The organism is Sporolactobacillus spathodeae, from assembly GCF_016908935.1.
GTDB lineage: Bacteria > Bacillota > Bacilli > Bacillales > Sporolactobacillaceae > Sporolactobacillus > Sporolactobacillus spathodeae.
The window spans coordinates 1-22,396 of the sequence record NZ_JAFBEV010000032.1; the positions used below are offsets into that span (position 1 = coordinate 1).

At 49.4% G+C, this 22,396-nt stretch carries 17 protein-coding genes; 8 read left to right on the forward strand and 9 right to left on the reverse strand.

Annotated elements, in window-relative coordinates; genetic code table 11:
- Positions 1-854 precede the first annotated feature (854 nt).
- Both JOC27_RS12195 and rpoE read right to left on the reverse strand, forming a co-directional pair.
- On the reverse strand, positions 855-2,453 hold the full coding sequence (locus JOC27_RS12195; protein ID WP_205007574.1) for a CTP synthase: 1,599 nt from the start codon (positions 2,451-2,453) through the stop codon (positions 855-857).
- Between the two features lie 468 nt (positions 2,454-2,921).
- On the reverse strand, positions 2,922-3,398 hold the full coding sequence (gene rpoE, locus JOC27_RS12200) for a DNA-directed RNA polymerase subunit delta (RefSeq protein ID WP_338062813.1): 477 nt from the start codon (positions 3,396-3,398) through the stop codon (positions 2,922-2,924).
- A gap of 318 nt (positions 3,399-3,716) precedes the next feature.
- Between rpoE and JOC27_RS12205 the strand changes: the two genes are divergently transcribed.
- Complete coding sequence (locus JOC27_RS12205) at positions 3,717-4,925, forward strand: phospholipase D-like domain-containing protein (RefSeq protein WP_205007576.1); 1,209 nt, start codon at positions 3,717-3,719, stop codon at positions 4,923-4,925.
- Between the two features lie 463 nt (positions 4,926-5,388).
- Here JOC27_RS12205 and argS read toward each other — a convergent pair whose 3' ends face one another.
- Entirely contained in the window at positions 5,389-7,059 is a 1,671-nt protein-coding gene (gene argS, locus JOC27_RS12210) for an arginine--tRNA ligase (protein ID WP_205007577.1), read from the reverse strand.
- Positions 7,060-7,327: 268 nt separating this feature from the next.
- Complete coding sequence (locus JOC27_RS12215) at positions 7,328-7,756, reverse strand: YwiB family protein (protein WP_205007578.1); 429 nt, start codon at positions 7,754-7,756, stop codon at positions 7,328-7,330.
- 278 nt (positions 7,757-8,034) lie between these two features.
- Between JOC27_RS12215 and JOC27_RS12220 the strand changes: the two genes are divergently transcribed.
- From JOC27_RS12220 to JOC27_RS12230, 3 genes are all read left to right on the forward strand, one after another.
- Entirely contained in the window at positions 8,035-10,077 is a 2,043-nt protein-coding gene (locus JOC27_RS12220; protein ID WP_205007579.1) for a transglycosylase domain-containing protein, read from the forward strand.
- Between the two features lie 413 nt (positions 10,078-10,490).
- Complete coding sequence (locus JOC27_RS12225; protein WP_205007580.1) at positions 10,491-10,937, forward strand: DMT family transporter; 447 nt, start codon at positions 10,491-10,493, stop codon at positions 10,935-10,937.
- A 13-nt stretch (positions 10,938-10,950) separates the two neighbouring features.
- Entirely contained in the window at positions 10,951-11,415 is a 465-nt protein-coding gene (locus JOC27_RS12230) for a DMT family transporter (protein ID WP_205007581.1), read from the forward strand.
- Positions 11,416-13,213: 1,798 nt separating this feature from the next.
- Here the strand turns inward: JOC27_RS12230 and JOC27_RS12235 are convergent.
- A complete protein-coding gene (locus JOC27_RS12235; RefSeq protein ID WP_205007582.1) occupies positions 13,214-13,729 on the reverse strand; it encodes a YwhD family protein in 516 nt (171 codons plus the stop codon).
- A gap of 273 nt (positions 13,730-14,002) precedes the next feature.
- Here JOC27_RS12235 and JOC27_RS12240 point away from each other — a divergent pair, with 273 nt between their 5' ends.
- The 3 genes from JOC27_RS12240 to JOC27_RS12250 all read left to right on the forward strand — a co-directional run bounded on the left by JOC27_RS12240 (position 14,003) and on the right by JOC27_RS12250 (position 16,149).
- The gene (locus JOC27_RS12240; protein WP_205007583.1) at positions 14,003-14,233 is read left to right on the forward strand and encodes a hypothetical protein; all 231 of its coding nucleotides are present in this window, start codon (positions 14,003-14,005) and stop codon (positions 14,231-14,233) included.
- Positions 14,234-14,451: 218 nt separating this feature from the next.
- Positions 14,452-14,682: a YdbC family protein gene (locus JOC27_RS12245; RefSeq protein ID WP_205007584.1), complete on the forward strand. Its 231-nt coding sequence runs from the start codon at positions 14,452-14,454 to the stop codon at positions 14,680-14,682.
- A 243-nt stretch (positions 14,683-14,925) separates the two neighbouring features.
- The gene (locus tag JOC27_RS12250) at positions 14,926-16,149 is read left to right on the forward strand and encodes a glutathione synthase (protein ID WP_205007585.1); all 1,224 of its coding nucleotides are present in this window, start codon (positions 14,926-14,928) and stop codon (positions 16,147-16,149) included.
- A 757-nt stretch (positions 16,150-16,906) separates the two neighbouring features.
- On the opposite strand, the gene JOC27_RS12255 is transcribed toward JOC27_RS12250, so the two are convergent.
- From JOC27_RS12255 to JOC27_RS12265, 3 genes are all read right to left on the reverse strand, one after another.
- The gene (locus JOC27_RS12255; RefSeq protein ID WP_205007586.1) at positions 16,907-17,416 is read right to left on the reverse strand and encodes a YwgA family protein; all 510 of its coding nucleotides are present in this window, start codon (positions 17,414-17,416) and stop codon (positions 16,907-16,909) included.
- 103 nt (positions 17,417-17,519) lie between these two features.
- Positions 17,520-18,818: an HD domain-containing protein gene (locus tag JOC27_RS12260; protein ID WP_205007587.1), complete on the reverse strand. Its 1,299-nt coding sequence runs from the start codon at positions 18,816-18,818 to the stop codon at positions 17,520-17,522.
- Positions 18,819-18,906: 88 nt separating this feature from the next.
- The gene (locus JOC27_RS12265; protein WP_205007588.1) at positions 18,907-19,713 is read right to left on the reverse strand and encodes a PHP domain-containing protein; all 807 of its coding nucleotides are present in this window, start codon (positions 19,711-19,713) and stop codon (positions 18,907-18,909) included.
- A gap of 684 nt (positions 19,714-20,397) precedes the next feature.
- On the opposite strand from JOC27_RS12265, the gene ilvD reads away from it, so the two are divergent.
- Complete coding sequence (gene ilvD / locus JOC27_RS12270) at positions 20,398-22,125, forward strand: dihydroxy-acid dehydratase (protein WP_205007589.1); 1,728 nt, start codon at positions 20,398-20,400, stop codon at positions 22,123-22,125.
- Positions 22,126-22,209: 84 nt separating this feature from the next.
- On the opposite strand, the gene JOC27_RS12275 is transcribed toward ilvD, so the two are convergent.
- On the reverse strand, positions 22,210-22,396 hold a 187-nt coding region (locus JOC27_RS12275; protein ID WP_205007590.1), incomplete at its 5' end, for a hypothetical protein.

Here is a 22,396-nt window from a genome sequence, read left to right on the forward strand (position 1 = left end):
TAACTCCTGATTTTCGGTTTAACTTCTCACGGGTTCGGTCTAACTTTTCTCCGCTTTGGCCTAACTTTTTCCCGCTTCGGTCTAACTTCTCACGGGTTCGGCCTTACTTTTCTCCGCTTTGGCCTAACTTTTTCCCGCTTCGGCTTAACTCTCGATTTTCGGTCTAGCTTTTGCTCGATTCGGCCTTACTTTTCTTCGCTTCGGCCTTACTTTTTCCCGCTTTGGCCTAACTTTTGACCCTTTCGGTCTAACTCCTGATTTTCGGCCTAACTTTTGCTCGGTTCGGTCTAACTTCTCACGGGTTCGGCCTAACTTTTTCCCGCTTCGGCCTAACTCTCGATTTTCGGCCTAACTTTTGCTCGGTTCGGTCTAACTCCTGATTTTCGGCCTAACTTTTCCTCGCTTCGGCCTAACTCCTGATTTTCGGTCTAACTTCTCACGGGGTCGGCCTTACTTTTCTCCGCTTCGGCCTAACTTTTTCCCGCTTCGGCTTAACTCTCGATTTTCGGTCTAGCTTTTGCTCGATTCGGCCTTACTTTTCTCCGCTTCGGTCTAACTTTCGCTCGGTTCGGCCTTACTTTTTCCATGGTTCGCTGCGACTCCAAATTTGATTTTTTTCGATCAGAAAAACTTGGCATAGCCAAGTCCTTTTTTAACAATTGCGCTTCGGTTGCTCGCTTGCCGCGGGCGCCGCGCGTCTCCTCGGACAAGCGAGAATCTGCGGAGCTCACTTGGCTCGCTTTTCCCGCAAGGCGCCAGAGCACCTGTGCTGCATTTTTGTGCGAAAAACTTTCTTTCTTATCTCTAAATTAAACCCCGCGACCTTTTTACAAAAGACGCGGGGCTTTGTTTCATTATTTATGATTTAATGAAGCTTCGATGAAATCGCGGAATAGCGGTTCCGGACGCGTTGGCCGTGACTTGAATTCCGGATGGAATTGGCAGGCTACGAACCACGGATGATCTTTCAGTTCGATCATTTCCACTAAATGGTTGTCCGGGCTGACGCCTGAGAAAATCAGGCCGCTTTCCTTCATCGCTTTGCGGTATTGATTATTGAATTCGTAGCGATGACGATGACGCTGATAAATTATTTCCTGGCCATAGGCCGCATAGGCTTTTGTGTCCTGAACCAGCTTGCACGGATACAAGCCAAGGCGCTGCGTGCCACCCATGTCTTCAACATCTTGCTGTTCCGGCAATAGATCAATAATTGGATCGACTGAATCCGCATTGAATTCTGCCGAATCTGCGTTCGGAAGGCCCATGACATGGCGGGCAAATTCAATCGAAGCCAGCTGCATGCCAAGACAGATGCCAAAGAATGGAATTTTGTGTTCGCGTGCGTATTGGATCGCCAGTATCTTGCCTTCAATGCCGCGGTCCCCGAATCCGCCGGGAACAATAATCCCTTGGACATTTTTCAGGGCATCGTCAACTTTTTCAGGGAGCAGATCCTCTGAATTGATATAATCGACGTGCACTTCCGCATCAAAATTATAGCCGCCATGTTTCAGCGCTTCAACGACGGAAATATAGGCATCCTGCAACTCGACGTATTTGCCGACCAAGCCTATCGTTACTTTCTGTTTCGGGTGAAGCACCTTGTCCACCAGATTATGCCATTCGCTCATTTCCGCTTCGACCGCAGGCAAATGCAGTTTCTCGCAGACAATATCGTCGAGGTTCTGCTCTTGCAGCTGGAGCGGCACTTGATACAAGGTCTCGGCATCGCGGGCTTCGATCACGGCTTCCTTATCAATATCGCAGAACAAGGCGATTTTGTCCTTCATCTCCTGAGGCACTGGGAATTCCGTGCGGACAACAATCACATTCGGCTGAATGCCAAGGCTGCGCAACTCTTTGACGCTATGCTGTGTCGGCTTGGTCTTCATTTCACCGGCCGCATGCAGATAAGGAATCAGCGTACAGTGTATATAGAGGACGTTATCAATCCCGACATCGCTTTTGATCTGACGAATGGCTTCAAGGAACGGAAGGCTTTCGATATCGCCGACTGTGCCGCCGATTTCCGTAATGACGACATCCGCGCCTGTCGTTTTCCCTGCCCGGAAAACGCGATCTTTAATTTCATTGGTAATATGGGGAATAACCTGGACAGTGCGTCCGAGATAATCGCCGCGTCGCTCTTTTTTAAGTACCGACGAATAAATCTTTCCTGTGGTTACGTTGCTGTTCTTATTCAGATTGATATCAATGAACCGTTCATAGTGGCCAAGGTCGAGGTCTGTTTCCGCGCCGTCGTCGGTCACAAACACTTCGCCATGCTGATACGGGCTCATCGTCCCAGGATCGACGTTGATGTACGGATCAAATTTCTGAATCGTGACACGTAGTCCTCGATTTTTTAATAACCGACCAAGAGAAGCAGCTGTAATGCCTTTACCGAGCGACGACACAACGCCGCCAGTCACAAAGATATACTTCGTCATCCTAAATAATGTCCCCCTTATGCAAAATGCAGGTGCCGTCTCAGCCCTAGCCGATTCGATGCCCGCTTTTCAAAAAGATTGCTTCGAGTGAGCGACCCGAAGTGCTTGTCTCTAACTAAGAAAAACTTGGCTTAGCCAAGCCTTTTTTCAACAAATGCGCTCCGATCGCTGCTTGTCGCGGGCAGGACGGGTGCCTCCTCAAACAGGCAATGTCTGCAGGGGCTCCCATGTCCCACGCTTCCCGCAGGCATCTCACGCCTTCGCTGCATTTGTCACGCAGAATCTTGTACATTTTTACTTAATAAAAAAAAGCGACACCCTCTCCTTTTACGGGAGGGCTCGCTTTTGTTTTCGAAACATTCTCTTATAGCCCTTTGCAATTCTAACAAACTTCACGAGCCGGATCAAGTGGCCTTTTCCGGGAAAAGTTTCCTTCCCCCTTCGATCGATCCACGGCCCTAAGCGACGTCATTCTTCGTCGTTGTCGTCCACATTGACGTTGCTGCGTATCCGGTTCAGATCATCGTCGTTGTCATCATCGTATGAGTCATCGCTGTCCTCGTCGTCGAGCAGCTCTTCGTCCTCGATGTCTTCATTTTCGGTGTCTTCCTCATCCACATCGTCGTAATCATCAAAACCATCTTCAGCAACTTTATTTTTGCGATGCGTCGAGTCGCCGAGTGTTTTCGCCACTTCATCTTCACGCTGTTCCAGCGGATACCAATTGCGCAGTGCCCAAAGATTATGGCCAACGCTCAGAAATCGGCCGTCAAGCGAAAGTGTCGTGTAAAGCCGCGCCAGCGTCTCACCATTGTCGGCCTTGATTTCGCCATCTTTAAAAACAAGATCCGTCAATTCATAAAATGTTTTCGGTTCTTTATTGTTGCTTACCAATATATCGTACATTTGATCTAGCTTAGACCGTTCGACTACGTGTTCTCCCACTGGAAACATCCTTTCCTTCCGATGCCTCTGACAACGTGCCCCTATTGCCCTTTCGCGCCTCGCAGCAGCTGCAACGCTTGTTTAAAAAAGAGATGGCACAATAAGGCTGATTGTAAGGTTATTCTTTAAATACAATAATCGGTTTTTCGCGGAAAATCAAGTCCTCATCGATTAATAAATGGAAAGACTCCTCCGCTCGTGTTATTTCATTATCGGCAGATTGCCGCCATTTCAAACCACACACTTCGATACTCTTGCGGGAATGGGTTATATTATCTATAGAGCGATACATTCTAGCGACAGGGGGCCATTTCCTCGATGCATTTTCTATTCGTGACACTTTCAATTCTTATCCTGCTTTTTGTTCTTCTATTCGTCGGTATCTGGCTTGATATCGCTAGCGGCAAGCGGGTGAAAGGTCCACTACTTCCGAAACATACAATGGACCGCAGTTATAACAAGCTGCACTATTATACAGAAGGACATGACCTTTTCCGTGAGATGCGACAGACGATTGATGCGGCAAAAGATCATGTATACCTGTCCTTCTTCATTTTTGAAGCGGACGAGGCTGGTAAGCCCTGGCTCGAATTGCTGATGCAGAAGGCACGGCAAGGACTTGATGTCCGCCTGCTTGTCGATTTTCTGAATAGCCGTTCGCTGCACCGCAACCTCGATGAATTGCGCGCTGCCGGTGTCCATGTAGCTTTTTCTGGAAAAATTAAATTTCCCTTTACCTTTTACTATTTGAATCGCCGTAATCACCGCAAAATTCTCACCGTTGACGGTACCACTGGCTATTTCGGCGGCTTTAATGTTGGCATGGAGTACCTTGGAAATAATTCGTTAATGGGTGAATGGCACGATAATCATCTTCGTCTGGAAGGAAACGGTGTGCTGCATCTGGAACACGTGTTTGCGGCGGACTGGCTGGCCGCAACCGGCGAAACGCTTGATTTTTCTAAACAAGTAGCAGTTGGCGACGGTCCCTCTACCTTGGATCTTATTGCGACCAACGCCAATCAGGCAGAAGATATTTTTGCCGATTATTTCCGCAAAGCCCGTTCGTCGATTGTTATCTGCTCGCCTTATTTCATTCCAAGCAAAAAATTATTCGATGTGCTGCTAGACCGTCTGGCGAATGGAATTGAATTGTCGATTCTCGTGCCAATGAAAGCAGACCATATGCTGGTCAAACCCGCCTCTTTCTATTATCTTGCACCGCTCGTTGAAAAAGGCGCGCATCTTTATCGTTTTCATCAGGGATTTTACCATGCGAAAATTTTTATTGTTGATAAAAGACGCTTTTATATCGGATCGGCGAATTTTGATCAGCGCAGTTTATTCTGGAACGATGAGCTGCTCAGTTTTTCAGAAGATCCGGCGCTTGCCGCCGAGCTTCTGGCACAATTCGAACGTGATGTTACTGACTGTTCCAAAGAATTTACCAAAGAGGATTTTTCGAGACGCTCGCTCGTCGATCATGTCAAAACGGCCTGTACTCTCCCGTTCCATTCGTTCTTGTGACGTGCCGAAGTGAAAAGTTCAGGGAGGATTTTGACAATGCAGATTGGGATTGGGATTTGCGCTTGGATCCGGATTCGGCCTAACTCTTGCTCCGTTCGGCCTAACTTTCGACCGGTTCGGTCTAACTTTTGACCGGTTCGGTCTAACTTTTGCTCCGTTCGGCCTAACTTTTGCTCCGTTCGGTCTAACTTTTTCGATTCGGTCTAACTTTCGCTCCGTTCGGCCTAACTTTCGACCGGTTCGGTCTAACTTTTGCTCCGTTCGGTTTAACTTTCGACCGGTTTGGCCTAACTTTCGACCGGTTTGGTTTAACTTTCGCTCCGTTCGGTCTAACTTTTGCTCCGTTCGGCCTAACTTTCGACCGGTTCGGCCTAACTTTCGCCTAATTCCTAGTTCGGCTCTACTTTCTATCTCGTGAAAAAAGGCTGTTCATCTGTGATGAACAGCCTTTTCCTTATTCGTTTTACATTTTTTCTGGTGCATGCACGGCGATTAAATCCATGCCGCATTTAAGTGTTGTCCGTACGGCCTTCATCAGAGCAACGCGCGCTTGGCTGAGTGGAACATTGGTTTCATCGAGCACTTTTTCTGCATTATAGAAGCTGTGCAATTTCGAGGCCAGATCGAAAAGATAGGCTGGGATATGCTGAATCGCTAGCTTCTCAGCGCTTTCGGCAATCACAGATGGGAATTCGCCGAGCTTCTTCAGCAGGTCAATTTCCTTTTCGCCGGAAAGCAGCGTCAAATCAAGTGCGGCAAGATCAGCCGTTTCAAAATCATTGGCACGCTTGAGCATGCTGGAAATCCGGGCATAAGCATATTGCACATAGTAAACTGGATTTTCGTTAGAATGGGAAATTGCTAGATCCAAGTCAAAGTCGAGATGCGTATCTGAGCTGCGCATCGCAAAGAAATAACGTGCAGCATCGACACCAACATCATCCATCAGCTCACGCATCGTCACAGCCTTGCCGGTACGTTTGCTCATCTTGACTTTTTCGCCATCCTTGAACAGGTTAACGAGCTGGATAATCTGGACAATGAGTTGATCCGGGTTATAGCCGAGCGCTTGCATTGCTGCCTTCATTCGTGGTACATAGCCGTGGTGGTCGGCGCCGAGCACGTCAATCAATTCATCGAATCCGCGCTCAAATTTATCTTTATGATAGGAAATATCCGGTGTGAAATACGTATAGCTGCCGTCCGATTTAACGAGGACACGGTCCTTATCGTCGCCGTATTGCTCGGTTTTCAGCCAGAGCGCATTGTCTTTTTCGTACGTTTCGCCTTTATCTTTCAGCAAGTTCAGCGCCGCTTCGACTTTCCCTGTTTCATAGAGGGAACGCTCGGAATACCAAACGTCGAATGATACGCCAAAATCGGCAAGATCCTTTTTGATGCCGCTCATCAGATGCTCGACACCATAATTACGGAAGAAACGCAACTGCTCATCTTCCGGCTTTTCCGCGATTGTGTCACCGTATTTTTCAACCAGTCCACTAGCCAATTTGACAATATCCTGACCGTGGTAGCCGTTCTCCGGAATTTCCGCTTCACGGCCGAGTGCTTGAAGGTAACGGGTCTGCAGCGAAATGGCTAGATTCGAAATCTGGTTCCCGCCATCGTTAATATAATATTCTGGGCTCGCTTGATAACCGGCCTTATTGAGCAGACGGCAAAGCGTGTCACCGACGGCCGCGCCGCGCGCATGGCCGAGGTGCAGGCTGCCGGTTGGATTGGCTGAAACGAATTCAACAAGTATTTTCTTGCCGGCGCCACTTTGCGACTGACCGTAATTGTCTCCTGCTTCAATAATCGCTGGGATCAAATCGGTCAGGTAACGGTTATCGAGAAAAAAGTTAATGAAGCCCGGTCCGGCGATCTCAATTTTGCGAATATGTCCTTTTTCCTTATCGAAGTGGTCAACCAGCGTTTCAGCAATTTTTCGCGGCGCCATCCGCGCGATCCGCGTGAGCTGCATCGCCATATTAGTCGCAAAATCGCCGTGCGCTTTGTCTTTCGGTGTTTCGAGGACGACATCCGGCACGTCTTCTGCCGGAGCCAAACCGGCTGCAACTACAGCCTGCTTGATTTCCTCTTTCAATTGTTCTTTGACTTGCTGAGCGATCGTCATGAATTTAACCTCCAAAAATGCGTTCCTGAACCTGTTTTACACAGGGAATTAAACTTTTTATAGGCTTTGCCGAAATCTGCTGTTGTTTTAAATTGTTTATTGCCATGTGTTTGCTTGCCACGGGCGCAACCCGCGAACCTCCGCGTACAGACAAAAATCTGCGGGATCTCGCCGGCACGCTGGTCCCGCAGGCGCCCGATCGGTTCCGCCACATTTTTGCTGGTAAAAAAGCGGTAAATGCAGCGCGTTTTCCTGCTTCGTCGCAGCCTTACCTGCGAAGTCGTGAAAAGGAAAAAATCATTTCGAAATTTCCGGCTGGCTCTTGCTGCATGGTCAGCTCATAGGAAAGCGTCGCTCGACCTTGCCCTTTCGCCGCGTCCCAATCCGCTTCAATTCGCCGGGCAACTGCCTCAGTCGGCAATGTGCCGAACGGGCTTTGGTAGCTTCCTCCCATCGACACGCCAAGTGCGAGCGGCTGGCGAAGCGGCAGCGCCCCTTTGCGCCGAATTAACGCTTCCCGATTGCCGAATTTGATCGAATAATCGACCGTACCGGCTTCTTCGACTGTATCTTGAAAAAGCAGATAGAAGCCGTCCGCCCCTTCAGCGATCTGACCGGATCGGCGAACCGAACGCGCTGGCTGGTCGCCATCAGCGGATCGGCTTGTAAAAACAATAGAGACTTGATGCACGTTCATTTGTCTGCCTCCAACTTCAGTTGCAGCCGCGCGGATCCATACTTATACTACTATAAAATATTGCACCCCATCGGGCAAGGTAAAAACCGCTTTTTTTCATTTCAAAAGGACCTGTGATAGGAATCTTCTCTATTGATCAGCATTGACCGAAAATCCGCAGAATAAGCATTCGCCCAATATGTTTAGAAAAGCGACTGTTTTACCATACTAGTTCCATAGAAAGAATCACTCTTTTTTCGCAAATGAGAACACGTTGCCACCAACCGGGAGGGACTTCGATGAATGAACGTTTGCGTGCGCTTAGACGATCGATCGTCCGCTGTGGGCTTTGGGGCTTCGCCGGTGTCTCGGGCCTCGTGCTCCTTGCTGTCGGCAGCTTATTTCTTGCCGCACGCCTGGCCGGGCCGCTCGATATCCCACTTGCGCGGCCTGCTGTTTTCTATGACAGCCGTGGAACAACGATTGGTAAATGGCAGGAAAACAACCAGCGGTGGATTCCGATCCGTGACATGACGCCATCGATTAAGCTAGCGACACTGGCGATTGAGGATCGCCGATTTTTCCAGCACCACGGCTTCGATTTGCGGCGGATTGCCGGTTCGGCCCTCGTCGATTTGCGCAGTCTTTCTAAAGCGCAGGGTGCGAGCACGATCACGATGCAATATGCCAAGAATCTTTTCTTAACGAATAATAAGACCTGGCTGCGAAAAGTGGAAGAAATGTTTCTAACGATGCGGCTTGAGATGAACGAATCGAAGAAAAGTATTCTCGAAGGTTATCTGAATACCATTTACTATGGGCGAGGCGCCTATGGTATTGAGGCAGCTTCCAAAACTTATTTTAATAAAACAGCGAGCGAATTGACACTTGCCCAGGCGAGCATGCTCGCCGGCATTCCAAATGGGCCGAGTATCTACTCGCCTTTATTGCATTATAATTATGCGAAAAAACGCCAGAAGCTTGTGCTTCAGACAATGGCAAAATGTGGCTATATCACCAAGCACGAGGCGTCCATAGCCGCTAAAGCACCACTTGATCTTGCCAAGCAGCAGCAGAAGAGCCGCGATCTCGCCCCTTATTTTCAGGCTGCCGTCCGTCATGAACTGCTGAACAATCTTGATTTGACACGGAAACAGCTCGATTCAGGCGGGCTCAAAGTCTACACAACGCTGGACGCTGAGTCACAGCGTGCTGCGGAATACTGGGTCAATCACGCGATCCCGCGCAGCTCAAAGATTCAGACGGCGCTTGTCGCGCTTGATCCGAAAACCGGCGGCGTTGTGGCGATGATCGGCGGTCGAAATTTTCAACAAAGCGCCTTTAATCGGGCAATCGCTGCCAAACGCGCCCCCGGTTCCTCGTTCAAACCGTTTCTGTATTATGCCGCGCTGCGTAACGGCTTTACGCCGGCCACTCGGCTGAAAAGCGCGCCGACTGTTTTTGCATTCGATGACGGTCGCAACCGTTACCAACCAAATAATTTCGGCGGCTATTACGCGGACGCACCGATTACGATGGAGCAGGCGCTCGCGCTCTCCGATAATATTTTTGCAGTCAAAACGCATCTGGCGATCGGGATGAATCAACTCGTCGAGGCGGCAAAAGCTGCTGGAATCACGAGCCCGCTCGAGCCAATTCCGTCGCTCGCGCTCGGTTCTAAGCCGGTCAGCGTTCTCGAGCTGGCCCGCGGCTATGCGACGCTCGCAAATATGGGCGCGCGAATTCGACCGAACCTGATTACCAAAGTCACCGACAGCGATGGGCATGTTCTGTATCGCTGGCATCCCGTGCGAAAGCAAGTGCTAAACAAGCAGGCCACCTTTGTCGTCTCGCAGATGATGACCGGTATCTTTGATAAGCGACTTGACGGCTATACAAAAGTCACAGGTACGCCAATTGCCGACCGACTGACGCATAAAATGGCTGCAAAAACCGGATCGACCTCAACTGACAGCTGGATGGCCGGCTTTACGCCCGATTTGGTCACCACCGTATGGGTCGGCTATGATAAAGGCGAAACGATCAGCACCTATCCAGACACGGGCTACGCCAAAGAAATTTGGTCCGATTTTATGGAATCGGCTCTTGAAGGCAAGCCAAAGAACGATTTCAAAGCGCCCAAAGGCGTCGTTCAGGTAAAAATCGACCCGGAAACCGGGTTGCTCGCTGATCGCAGCTCCCCAGGCCGGCCAACGTATTTCATCAAAGGGACTGCGCCCACCCATTATAGCAACGGCGAGACCAAACAAAGCACAACGAAACACGAAGCGCCTGGTGGTGTCAAAAGTTTTATCGATCATTTGTTCCATTGGTGGCGCTGATCGCAAAGCGTCTCCATTTGCCCCTTGATTTGGCGGCAAATGGATTCCTTATAGCAATAGAAAGACCGCCGGATGCATGGTTGTTGTCCGGCGGTCTACTTATTTTTTATCAATGGGGCGGGGATTGCATTAGTTGGGCAGGGACGTTGACACTGGGTCTCGTTTGTTAAGCGCCCCTTTCGTTCGTTAAGCGCGCCTTTCATTCGTTAAGCGCCCCTTTCGTTCGTTGCGCAGCGCTCTTCGTTTGCTTGGCGGCATGATCAATTATTTATGATTCTCTTTCGACAATTTTTTTCAAATTCCTTTAAAAGGTGACATTGAAATTAATTTTCACCATTTAACGCCTTTTCCTACACTTTTTTTGGATGCTCTTTTATACTGGAGATTGTTATGCTGCTTGAAGGAGGCGTCTGATGATTTTTTTCTATTTGATCGGCGGATTGATTGCCGGTTCTGTGATACCCGTTCAAACATCGATAAATGCCCGGCTTGGCAAAAAAGTTCGTTCCCCCTTTCTCGCCTCGGCTCTCTCTTTTTTTCTCGGAACACTCGTCTTACTTCTGCTCACATTGATTCTTGATCACAGTCTCGGTCTCCCGTTGCGCACGTTCAGCACCAGCCCATGGTGGATTTGGACAGGCGGCATGCTCGGCGTCTGCTATCTGACGAGCAATATTCTGCTCCTGCCCCGGCTTGGCGCTGCATTGACAGTTGTTGTCACGCTTTGCGGGCAAATGATCATGGCGATTGCGATTGATCAGTTCGGCTGGTTCGGTGTTTCTGTGCATGCCATCAATCTACCGCGCCTGACCGGCATTCTCTGCATGCTACTTGGCATTTATCTGATAAAAAAATTCTAAAGGAGCGAGGTTTATGAAAAAAAGCTGGAAGCTGACCGCTCTGTTTCTCGTTTGGGGCCTTGCTGCCGGCATGGTGTCGCCGGTACAGACTGCAGTCAATGGACGGCTCCGTCTCGCTGTTCACTCACCGCTGCTCGCCTCATTGATTTCATTTTTTACCGGCACGCTCCTGCTGATTCTGAGTACTCTGTTGATCGAACGCCGACTCAGCTTTAGTCGCCGGGTGATCACGGATTCACCGTGGTGGCTTTGGGTCGGTGGGCCGCTCGGTGTCATTTTTGTCACCGCGAATATCCTGCTTTTGCCTCTGCTCGGTGCTGAGCTGACCGTCGTTTCCGTCCTTTGCGGGCAAATGCTGATTGCCCTGATCATCGATCATTTTGGGTGGTTCGGCGTCCGGCTGCACAAAATCAACAGGCAGCGCCTGGCCGGAATTGCGCTGATGATTCTCGGTATCCTGCTGATTCAGCATTTTTAATGAAGGCATTCTGCGCCGTGTTTTCCTGAATTCGGTGCGATTTTGCTCGATTTAGGAGCGACTTTCTCCAATTTAAGTGCGACTTTTGCTCGGTTTGGTGCGACTCTCGAAATTCGGTGCGACTTTTGCCCGATTCGGTGCGACTCTCGAAATTCGGTGCGACTTTTCTCAACTTAGGTGCGACTTTTGCCCAATTCGGTGCGACTCTCGAAATTCGGTGCGACTTTTCTCAACTTAGGTGCGACTTTTGCTCGGTTTGGTGCGACTCTCGAAATTCGGTGCGACTTTTCTCAACTTAGGTGCGACTTTTGCCCGATTCGGTGCGACTCTCAAAATTCGGTGCGACTTTTCTCAACTTAGGTGCGACTTTTGCCCGATTCGGTGCGACTTTTCTCAACTTAGGTGCGACTTTTGCCCAGTTCGGTCTAACTTGTTCACGGTTCGGTCTAACTTTGCCAGTTCGGTCTAACTTTTGCACGATCCGGCCTAACTTTCGCTCGATTCACCCTAACTTTTTCTCGGTTCGTCTAACTTCTTCGCTTCGGTCTAACTTTTGCACGATCCGGCCTAACTTTCGCTCGATTCGCCCTAACTTTTTCTCGGTTCGTCTAACTTCTTCGCTTCGGTCTAACTTTTGCACGATCCGGCCTAACTTTCGCTCGCTTCGGTCTAACTTTTGCACGATCCGGCCTAACTTTCGCTCGATTCACCCTAACTCTTTCTCGGTTCGTCTAACTTCTTCGCTTCGGTCTAACTTTTGCACGATCCGGCCTAACTTCTTCGCTTCGGCCTAACTTTTGCACGATCCGGCCTAACTTTCGCTCGATTCACCCTAACTTTTTCTCGATTCGGTCTAACTTCTTCGCTTCAGCCTAACTTTTGCACGATCCGGCCTAACTTTCGCTCGATTCGCCCTAACTTTTTCTCGGTTCGTCTAACTTCTTCGCTTCGGCCTAACTTTCGCTCGATTCACCCTAACTTTTTCTCGGTTCGGCCTAACTTCTTCGCTTCAGTCTAACTTTTGCACGATCCGGCCTAACTTTTGCACGATCCGGCCTAACTTTCGCTCGATTCACCCAAACTTTTTCTCGGTTCGTCTAACTTCTTCGCTTCGGTCTAACTTTTGCACGATCCGGCCTAACTTTTGCTCGGTTCGGTCTAACTTTTGCTCGGTTCGGTCTAACTTTTGCACGATCCGGCCTAACTTCTTCGCTTCGGCCTAACTTTCGCTCGATTCACCCTAACTTTTTCTCGGTTCGGCCTAACTTTTGCTCGCTTCGGTCTAACTTTTGCACGATCCGGCCTAACTTTTACCCGATCCGGCCTAACTTTTACCCGATCCGGCCTAACTTTTTCTCGGGTCGGTCTAACTTCTTCGCTTCAGCCTAACTTTTGCACGATCCGGCCTAACTTTCGCTCGATTCACCCTAACTTTTTCTCGGTTCGGCCTAACTTTTTCTCGGTTCGGCCTAACTTTTTCTCGGTTCGGTCTAACTTTTGCACGATCCGGTCTAACTTTCACTCGGTTCGGTCTAACTTTTCACATGTTCGGTCTAACTTTCACTCGGTTCGGCCTAACTTCTTCGCTTCGGCTAACTTTTGCACGATCCGGCCTAACTTCTTCGCTTCAGTCTAACTTTTGCACGATCCGGCCTAACTCTTTCTCGGTTCGGTCTAACTTTTGCCCGATTCGGTCTAACTTTTTACGGCTTAATTCTGTTTCTCCGCAAAGGTGCTGGGGAATATCTATCACGTAAAAACAGCGGCGCGCTTCCAATTAAAGAAGCTGTGCCGCTGTTTAAGCTAATTGTTTCTGAAGTTCAGGATTGGCGCGTGCCCATTGTTCGGGCGCTGCCTGGGCTAGATAATCACGCAAAGCTTTTTTCGAGCGCGCATCCATTTCATCAAGAATAACCTTACCATTCAACGCGCTTTCCATTTTTTGCACATGATCGGCAAGAATCTTATAGCCGCGGCGAATTTCACGGTTAATGATCATTTCGCAGGCGGCCGCGCCGTCATAATATGGGCCGTCTGCAGTTGTCTGCGTGTTCACCCAGACGAGCCAGTATTTTTTCCCGCCGCCTTGGAGATCCGCTTTGTCTTTGGAAAAGCGAATCCGCCGCTCCAAATCGCTGCGCGCATGCAAGGCGCCGATATCCATTTCAGCTGTGCCTGCTTCGACATCGATAATAATTGGCGACATATTGTCGAGATTGACGAGTCCGGCGCCGAATCCGCCATGGCCTTTGGTTGCGTCACCTTTTATGATATTAAAGCCTGATTTTTTTCCATCTTGGTGAAAAATGTCCATTCGGGTTTCTCCCCCTTGATTTCGAATCATGCATCTATTTTACCATAGTTACCCCAGAAGATACCTCGTTGAAGCCTCAACGTCATCTGGTCTGAAAATCAGAGAGGTTCTTTTTAGAAATTTAGTGAAGCCAAGCTCATGGAACCAAGTCTTATTTTGTTATAATGGCTCTGAATTTTTCTACATTCTTCGCGCACAAGGGAATGATTGCCAAAAGAAGCGGCAACGCTTATTCTGAATATAGCATTCAGCTTGTATGGGGGATACGCATTCATGATATTGATTCAATGCATCGAAAATGTCTATGGCGAGACGGTTTCGGCCGAATCGGATTTTATGGAGGAACGTCTACTTTTCAAGGTTGATCACTTTTATATTGCCGATCAAGATGAGGACGGGCATCTGATCACTCAGGATGAGGAAGGCGAGCCGCATATTGTCGCTGATAATCACCAATTTCTCAGCTCGGATTCCTGGTTCAGTCTTCATTTCAAACTTGCTTGAGGTTCGATTATATGGCTCCGATCAAAAATCTCTGCCGCTGACAAAATTGCACGAAGCTAAGTCCTTGCCGTGGGCGCCACGCGTCTCCTTAGTCAAATTAGAATCTAGGGGAGAGCTACTTGACTCGTTTTTCCCCACAGGCACTCAATTTTTCGCATAAAATCAAAAGCCTGACGGACAACAGATATGTAGGGAAAAAAATAATAGGAGGAATCGAGATGAGCGATCTTAAATACGACATTGCTAAAAAAGTTGGAACAATTGCTCAATCGCCCAAAGGGTGGGAAAAACAGCTGAACGTGATCAGTTGGAACGGGCGCGCGCCGAAATATGACTTGCGCGACTGGAGCCCGGATGGCACTAAGATGGGAAAAGGGATCACGCTGAGCCTGGAGGAGTTAAAATCCCTCAAGCGACTGCTCAGCCATATGGAAGAATTGGATGACTAAGCGAAGACCCCGTGATTCACGGGTCTTCTTTTTTTAAGCATGTATAAGCTTTCAGAGGCGTTAAGTGTTTGAAAAACGAGGCCCACGCTAAATCTTTTTTTCTACAAATGTGCTTCGGCTGCTCACTTGCCGCGGTCGGCGTCGTTTTCTCAAAACCACCCCCAAGACTGCGGCAGATTATTTGAATTTCCGATAGGTATCTTCTAAACTCGAAATAGAGTGCACTAGGAGAGGAATGTTTAAATGCCCGACATGTACCGTTCACTTGCGCCGATTCTGCAGATGCACAGCCTATTCGGCCTAGAGCGCGAGAATTTACGTATTCAAACAGATGGCACGCTTGCCCTGACACCGCATCCGAGCGCATTTGGTGACAAATTGACGCATCCGTTCATCACAACAGACTTTTCGGAGAGCCAAATCGAGCTGATCACGCCAGCTGCAGCTTCGCTTGATGAATTATCCGAGCGTTTCACCCGGCAGCTCGGTACCGTCTATAGAGGATTGGGCAATGAATTATTATGGCCGCTTAGCAATCTGCCGGAAGCGGTCCCGAGCGACGATGCAATACCGATCGCCGACTTCGGCCCGCATGGCAAAGATAAAAATGATTACCGACGCTATTTAGCGAAAAAATACGGATCGCGCCGTCAACTTTATTGCGGCATTCATTTAAATTTTTCATTTAACGCGCAGGATCTGGCTGCTTTTTTGCCTTCGCAGGAAGCCCGCAACGCGTTCTACCTCAATTGTTCGGCGAACGCGATGCGCTTCCGCTTCTTCCTCGTTTATTTGCTGGCTGCAAGCCCGGAGCTTTCCGGCGGTGTTCGCTATCGTTCGATTCGGCTTGGCGCTGACGGCTACCGAAATCTCCATCCCGTCTTTCCCGACTATTCATCCGCGGCGCACTATCTGAATTCGATCCGTGACGCTGTCAACAATGGTTGGATTGAAGGGCCACGCGAGCTCTATCAGCACGTCCGTTTAAAAGGCGATGGTTTTGACGATTTGCAGGACGCCGCGCGCGCGAGCCGTCTGGAGCTGCGGATTCCTGACTTGAATCCTTTATACGCAAATGGTATCAATTCCGACGACTTGAAGCTGATTCATCTTTACCTGCTTTGGTCTGCTGCTTTAAAAAGTGATTCCCCATTTGATTGGGTTGCGCAGCAGCAGGCCGGACATCTGGCTGATCAAGCTGCTCAGATGGTTATTGATGATGCATTCGCCGACGCAATGAATCAACTGTTTGCGCGTCTCGAACAATTTGCGAATGCCGGTGCTTTTCCTTTAGCCTACGACGCAGCACTCGCTGCTGCGAAAGGCCGCTGGCTGCATCCGGAAACCGGTTATGCCGAGAAAATTAACACCAAATTTGCTGAAATTGGGAAAACGGCGGCCGGATTAGCGTGGGCGGATGAAGCTAAACAACGTTTTATCCGTGCCGCCGGCGAACGTGTCCGCTGAACACAAGAAGCGGTGGAGAAAATTTGCCGGAGCCAATTTTTTGCGGACGACAGCTGAATTTGAGAGATTAAATCGGAACGTTCCGCGGTTGCGGAACGTCCATTTTTTAATGGATCTTTTTTTAGCAAAATCAAAGAAGTTGCTTGATGTGGAAAGAGTATATGCCAAGTTCAGCTAATCAGGAAAAAGCTAGGCTTGATAAGCTACTCCGGAAGCAGACCGAAATTCGAGAGTCGCTCCAAACTTCGGAAAAGTCGCTCCAAATCAAGCGAAAGTTGCTCCGAATTTCGGAAAAGTCGCTCCGAATCAAGCGAAAGTTGCTCCGAATTTCAGGAGTTGCTCCGAATCAAGCGAAAGTTGCTCCGAATTTCGGAAAAGTCGCTCCGAATCAAGCGAAAGTTGCTCCGAATTTCAGGAGTTGCTCCAAATCGGGCAATAGTTGCTCCGAATTTCGGAAAAGTCGCTCCAAATCAAGCGAAAGTTGCTCCTAATCTGGCAACAATTGAGCTGAAACCTGGCCCCTTTGCTGCATTCTTCACGCCAAATCATAAATTTCCCGGATAAAAAAAGGGATGTCTCAACAGTCGCTTTTATTCGACCGCTTGAGGCATCCTTTTTATATTGTAACAACCGTTTGACGCTTAAGGCGCACTTTTCCCGCCAACCTTCTTTGCCGGAAGCAAACAGGTTTCGGGAGTTCGTCCCTTATGCGTTGGTTGAATCTATCAATTTACGACAATCTCTTCTTAATGAGTCTTTAACCGACCGTTTGAAATTCGCTACGCGTCCCTCTTAGCGTTGCAATATAGTCCATCGCCGATCGAATTTGCTCGTGCTTCATTTCACGGTACAAAGACTGCACTTTTTCAATAACTTTTTCAGTCGGCAGCGTATCGAAATAGAGCATCGCGGCTGTCAATTCAAGAAAAGAATTTTGCTGTGCGAGCAGTTTTTCGGCGATCGGCGATAAGTCTGGAAGCAGGTGCCCATGGCCATTGAGAAACTCTTCGCCGCCGTGCGTCAGTGAATAGGCAACCTGTCCGTTTTCGCTATCCCAGGACTCGTTCAAAAATCCGAAATCACAAAGCTCCTCAAGCTGCAGCGAGAGTTCTTCGGAATACGGTCCGTGCACTTGAAAGTGATAGGTTTCATAAAAAGGAACGCCTAGTTTCTGCAGAATATAGACGATTTTCTGGAGTTTTCTGCGGCCGTTAATCCCTCCAGCCTGACGAATGAGTTCCGCGACTTTCGCGTGTTCTTCTAACATGATTTGACTCCTTCCCAGTCAAAAAAAGAAATCTCACAGACAATGGAACATTTGAACAGTCAAGTTAAGCCCTCCGGTGTGACGCCTGCTTGTCACCCATTGGTTATGTAGGAAAATGCAGCAATTCGCTAATTTTTTTTCGCACCGCGCTCGATTCCGGCAGGGCGAGCACACTGTCTTTCGGATAATAGAGTTTGTGATCGGTACGCCGTTTTCCAGTAATCGAGGCGACAACATCAGACTCTTGGGAGAGTTCATGACGTGAGCCATCCGGCATCAGCAGCAGGATCGGCTGGCGTTCCTCCCTTTCTCCTGGACGATAAAAGTCATAGGGACAGTCAGACGAAGAGTCCACTTCAAGATAATACTCCGGATCAATCCCAGCCTCTCGAAAGGCATCGGTGAGGGCGTCTTCGGCAATCAGCTGGTCCTTGGAAAGCTGCACATACTTAAACAGCCGCCGGTTCATAAACCGGCCGCACAGATCGCTAAGGATCTTGTCGCGCTCCTGTTGCCACGTCTGGAAATAGTAGAGCATCACCGATTCGTCGAGACGGATATAATCCTGGAGGGTCATGCCGCCTTCAAAGAGCGGAATCAGCTGCAGCGGCGTTTGGCCAAACGAATAACCTGACTCATAAAGCACTTTTGCGCGATGAAGGATTTTCGTTAAAATCACTTCAGCGCTGCGGCTGACCGGATGAAAATAAACCTGCCAGTACATCTGATAGCGGCTCATGATATAATCTTCAACCGCATGCATGCCGCTCAGTTTGAAAACAATCTGATCCTCGCTTGGGCGCATGATCCGCCAAATTCGCTCCATATCGAAATGACCATAGCTGACACCGGTAAAATAGGCGTCGCGCAGCAAATAATCCATCCGGTCCGCGTCGATTTGACTCGATATCAGACTGACGACGAGGCGGTTTGGGTATGTTTTGCCAATCACATCAGCAACCTGCACCGGAAAATCTGCACTGACTTTCGCCAGGACGTCATGAATTTCCGTATCGCCAAGAATGAGTTCCTGAGTGAACCGTTCATGATCGGTCCCGAAAACCTTCTCAAAGGCATGCGAAAATGGCCCATGACCGACGTCATGAAGCAAGGCAGCCGAAAGCGCCAATTGCGTCTGCGACTCATCCCAGTCGCCGCGGCTACGGAAAATATCGATAATCCGGCGGGCGATTTCATAGACGCCGAGTGAATGGCCGAAACGACTGTGTTCGGCGCCATGAAAGGTCAGGAATGTCGTGCCCAACTGACGGATCCGGCGCAGTCTCTGGAATTCAGAGGTCCCGATCAGATCCCAGATCAGTCGGTCGCGAACATGAATATAGCGATGAACCGGATCTTTAAAAACTTTCTCTTCATTCAGCTTCTCAAAGCGCTCATTCATCCTGCCGCTTCCCCTCATTAGTTACCCGGCCGTCCGTTTCTCCATTATACCCGCTCGCTCGAAAAATTTAAATGGACCGTACGGAAAATCAGAGTGGTTGCTTAAAATTTTGCGGATCATCGACGCACATTTCCCGATTTTTAAAATAAACCGGAACAAGCCCATTTGCCTGCGCCAACCCTACGCCCAGCGAATACGTGGTACCGATCGTTTCCGGCACGTGATTGTCGCCGCCAATCGTGACGTAGCGTCCGCCAAGTGCACGGTAGCGTTTTAAAATACCGGACAAGCTATCTCGGAACACCTGGTCGGCGACGAGGCGGAGATTGATTTCAAAGCAAATCTCGTGCTCAATCAGCGCGCTGAGAAAATTGTCAATCAGCCACGGAAAGTCTTCATAACGGAGCGTATTGTCTCCATAGTTGAGGTAACGACACGGATAATCCATGTGGGCAAAAGTATCGATATATGGATTGGCGTTGATGGTATGTTCTGCATAGATTAAATATTTTGTGAAAAATTGCTCTTTGCTGAGCAGATTTCGGTTGCGATCTGTGTAGATATCATAATCTTGAATATTGTGAACGGATCCAATCACCATATCAAAGTCATGGGTTTCAACAATTTGCTTGTTCTTGTTCACGTATTCCGGACGATTGTCGAGACCGAGTTCGATGCCGAGCAAAAGTCGCGGCCCGCGTCGTGCGGCGTATGTGCGCAGATAATCGTCGACGGCAAAAGATACCGGTGTTCCATCCTCCTGCTTTTCATTCAAATCGTAATGTTCGGTCAGCACCAGGCCGAGATTGTAGGCTTCTGCCCGCCTCAAGGCATCATCCAGATTCATCTCTGCATCAAATGAAAACACGGTGTGATTATGCGTATCAAACGGCATTCGCCAACACTCCTTTTGCGTTTGTAAGATAAATTGGGTATAACTAATTCTGTTTTTTAACAATGTGCTTCGGCTGCTCGCCTGTCGCGGGCGCTGCGCGTCTCCTCAGACAAGCTAGAATCTGCGGGGGCTCACTTGGCTCGCTGTTCCCGCAGGCGTCTCGCGCTTCGCTGCATTTTTTATGCAAAATCTTATGCATTCTTATCCCAGGACAAATTGGCCGGTGACCGCACCACTTTAAGCGCATGGCTCCGTCCCTAATTGCTGACCCATATTATACTATAAAGGGCATGGCTTCGTCTGAATAAATTGAGATCAATTGCTTACACTTCAGGCCACTCAAGCATCCCATTTATCAGATTATTCGTAGATGGCGAGCAATTTAAAATAATGTGTTGACTTATCCATGCCTGGATGTTATATTTGTCCGTACCAAATTGATAAACCGCTTTAGAGTAATCATTTGTTACTCGCATGCAAAGGAGTTTTTCGAAATGTTTGTCCTATCCAACCGTTTGAACGTCGTCGTCATTATTAACTAGGGCCCAGCCAATCGCTGAAAAATTTAACGATTGGTTCGGGTCCTGGTCCGCGTTGGATGGGATTCGCGAAGGCTCCCATTCTTTTACGAATGGGAGCCTTTTTTGCGAGTATGCGTCAAGAAAAGAGAAAGGGTGAAGGATTTTGCGAAGTGATGAAATTAAGAAAGGGATTGACCGTGCACCAGCCAGGAGCTTGCTAAGGGCGACCGGCGTCGTCAAATCAGAAGAGGATCTGCATAAGCCGTTCATCGCGGTCTGTAATTCTTACGTGGACATCGTTCCTGGTCATGTCCACCTGCGTGAATTGGCTGATGTCGCCAAAGAAGCGATACGCGAGGCAGGCGGTATTCCTTTCGAGTTCAATACAATCGGTGTTGATGACGGCATCGCGATGGGTCATATCGGCATGCGTTATTCGCTGCCGAGCCGTGAACTGATTGCCGACGCTGCTGAGACAATGATCAACGCCCATTGGTTCGACGGCGTCTTCTATATCCCGAACTGTGACAAGATTACCCCTGGGATGCTGCTCGCTGCGGTTCGCACCAATGTCCCGTCGATTTTCTGTTCCGGAGGACCGATGAAAGCCGGCTTGTCCGCTGAAGGCAAGGCACTGACGCTCTCCTCGGTTTTCGAAGGTGTCGGCGCATTCAAAGAAGGGCAGATTAGCCGCGAACAATTTCTCGATATCGAAGCCTCGGCTTGCCCGACGTGCGGATCCTGCGCCGGCATGTTCACCGCCAACTCGATGAACTGCTTGATGGAAATGCTGGGAATGGCGCTGCCGGGCAACGGCACGGCGTTAGCGGTCTCCGAGGAACGCCGCGCGCTCGTTCGCGCATCGGCTTCCCATTTGATGGATTTAGTAAAGCATCAAGTGAAGCCACGCGACATTATCACGCCGGAGGCGTTGGATGACGCGTTCGCGCTCGATATGGCGATGGGCGGGTCAACCAATACCGTGCTCCATCTGTTGGCGATCGCTTCCGAATCTGAAATTGATTATGATCTCAACCGAATTAATCAGGTTGCGAAAAAAGTGCCCTATTTGGCAAAAATCGCGCCAAGCTCCGCGTTCTCGATGGAAGATGTGCACAATGCTGGTGGCATTTCCGCAATTATCAAAACGTTGGCTGATATGGGCGATGTGATTCACCCGGATCGACCGACTGTTTCTGGAAAAACGCTACGTGAAAATGTCACGGATGCCGAAATCCGCAACCCGAAAGTTATCCATCCATTGGAAAACGCCTACAGCAAAACCGGCGGCCTCTCCGTCCTCTTCGGCAATGTCGCACCAAAAGGCGCCGTCATCAAAGTCGGTGGTGTCGACCCATCCGTCAAAACATTCACCGGCGAGGCGATTTGCTTCAACTCGCACGATGAAGCCGTCGCGGCAATCGACAACCATACAGTACGCAAAGGTCATGTCGTTGTCATTCGTTACGAAGGCCCGAAAGGCGGACCGGGCATGCCGGAAATGCTGGCGCCAACCTCCTCGATTGTCGGACGCGGTCTCGGCAAGGATGTTGCGCTCGTGACTGACGGCCGCTTCTCCGGCGCGACACGCGGCATCTGCGTCGGTCACGTTTCACCGGAAGCTGCCGCCGGCGGACCGATTGCCCTCGTGAAAGATGGCGATCGGCTGACGATTGATCTCACCAACCGCGCGCTGACGCTGGATGTGAGCGAGGCCGAGCTGGATAGGCGGCGCAAAGCGCTGAAGCCGTTTGTTTCGAAAGTACGTAGCGGCTATCTGGCACGCTATGCCGCGCTCGTCACCTCTGCGCATACCGGCGGCGTGATGCGCTTGCCTGACGCCTGGCAAGGAAGCGGCCAAGAGAAAGAAACAGAACCGGCCGCTAAATAAGAAACGCGCGCCCGCGGCAAGCGAACACATGGTTCTAGAGAGAAAAGTTTTAAAAAAGGCTCTGTTAAAAATTTAATGTTAATTTTAATGACAAAAAGGCAATGTGTGAGACGCCTGCGGGAACAGCGTGCCGGCGAGACCCCGCAGACTTTTGCCTATCCGAGGAGGCTCGCGGTGCGCCCGCGGCAAGCGAACACATGGTTCTAGAGAGAAAAGTTTTAAAAAAGGCTCTGTTAAAAATTTAATGTTAATTTTAATGACAAAAAGGCAA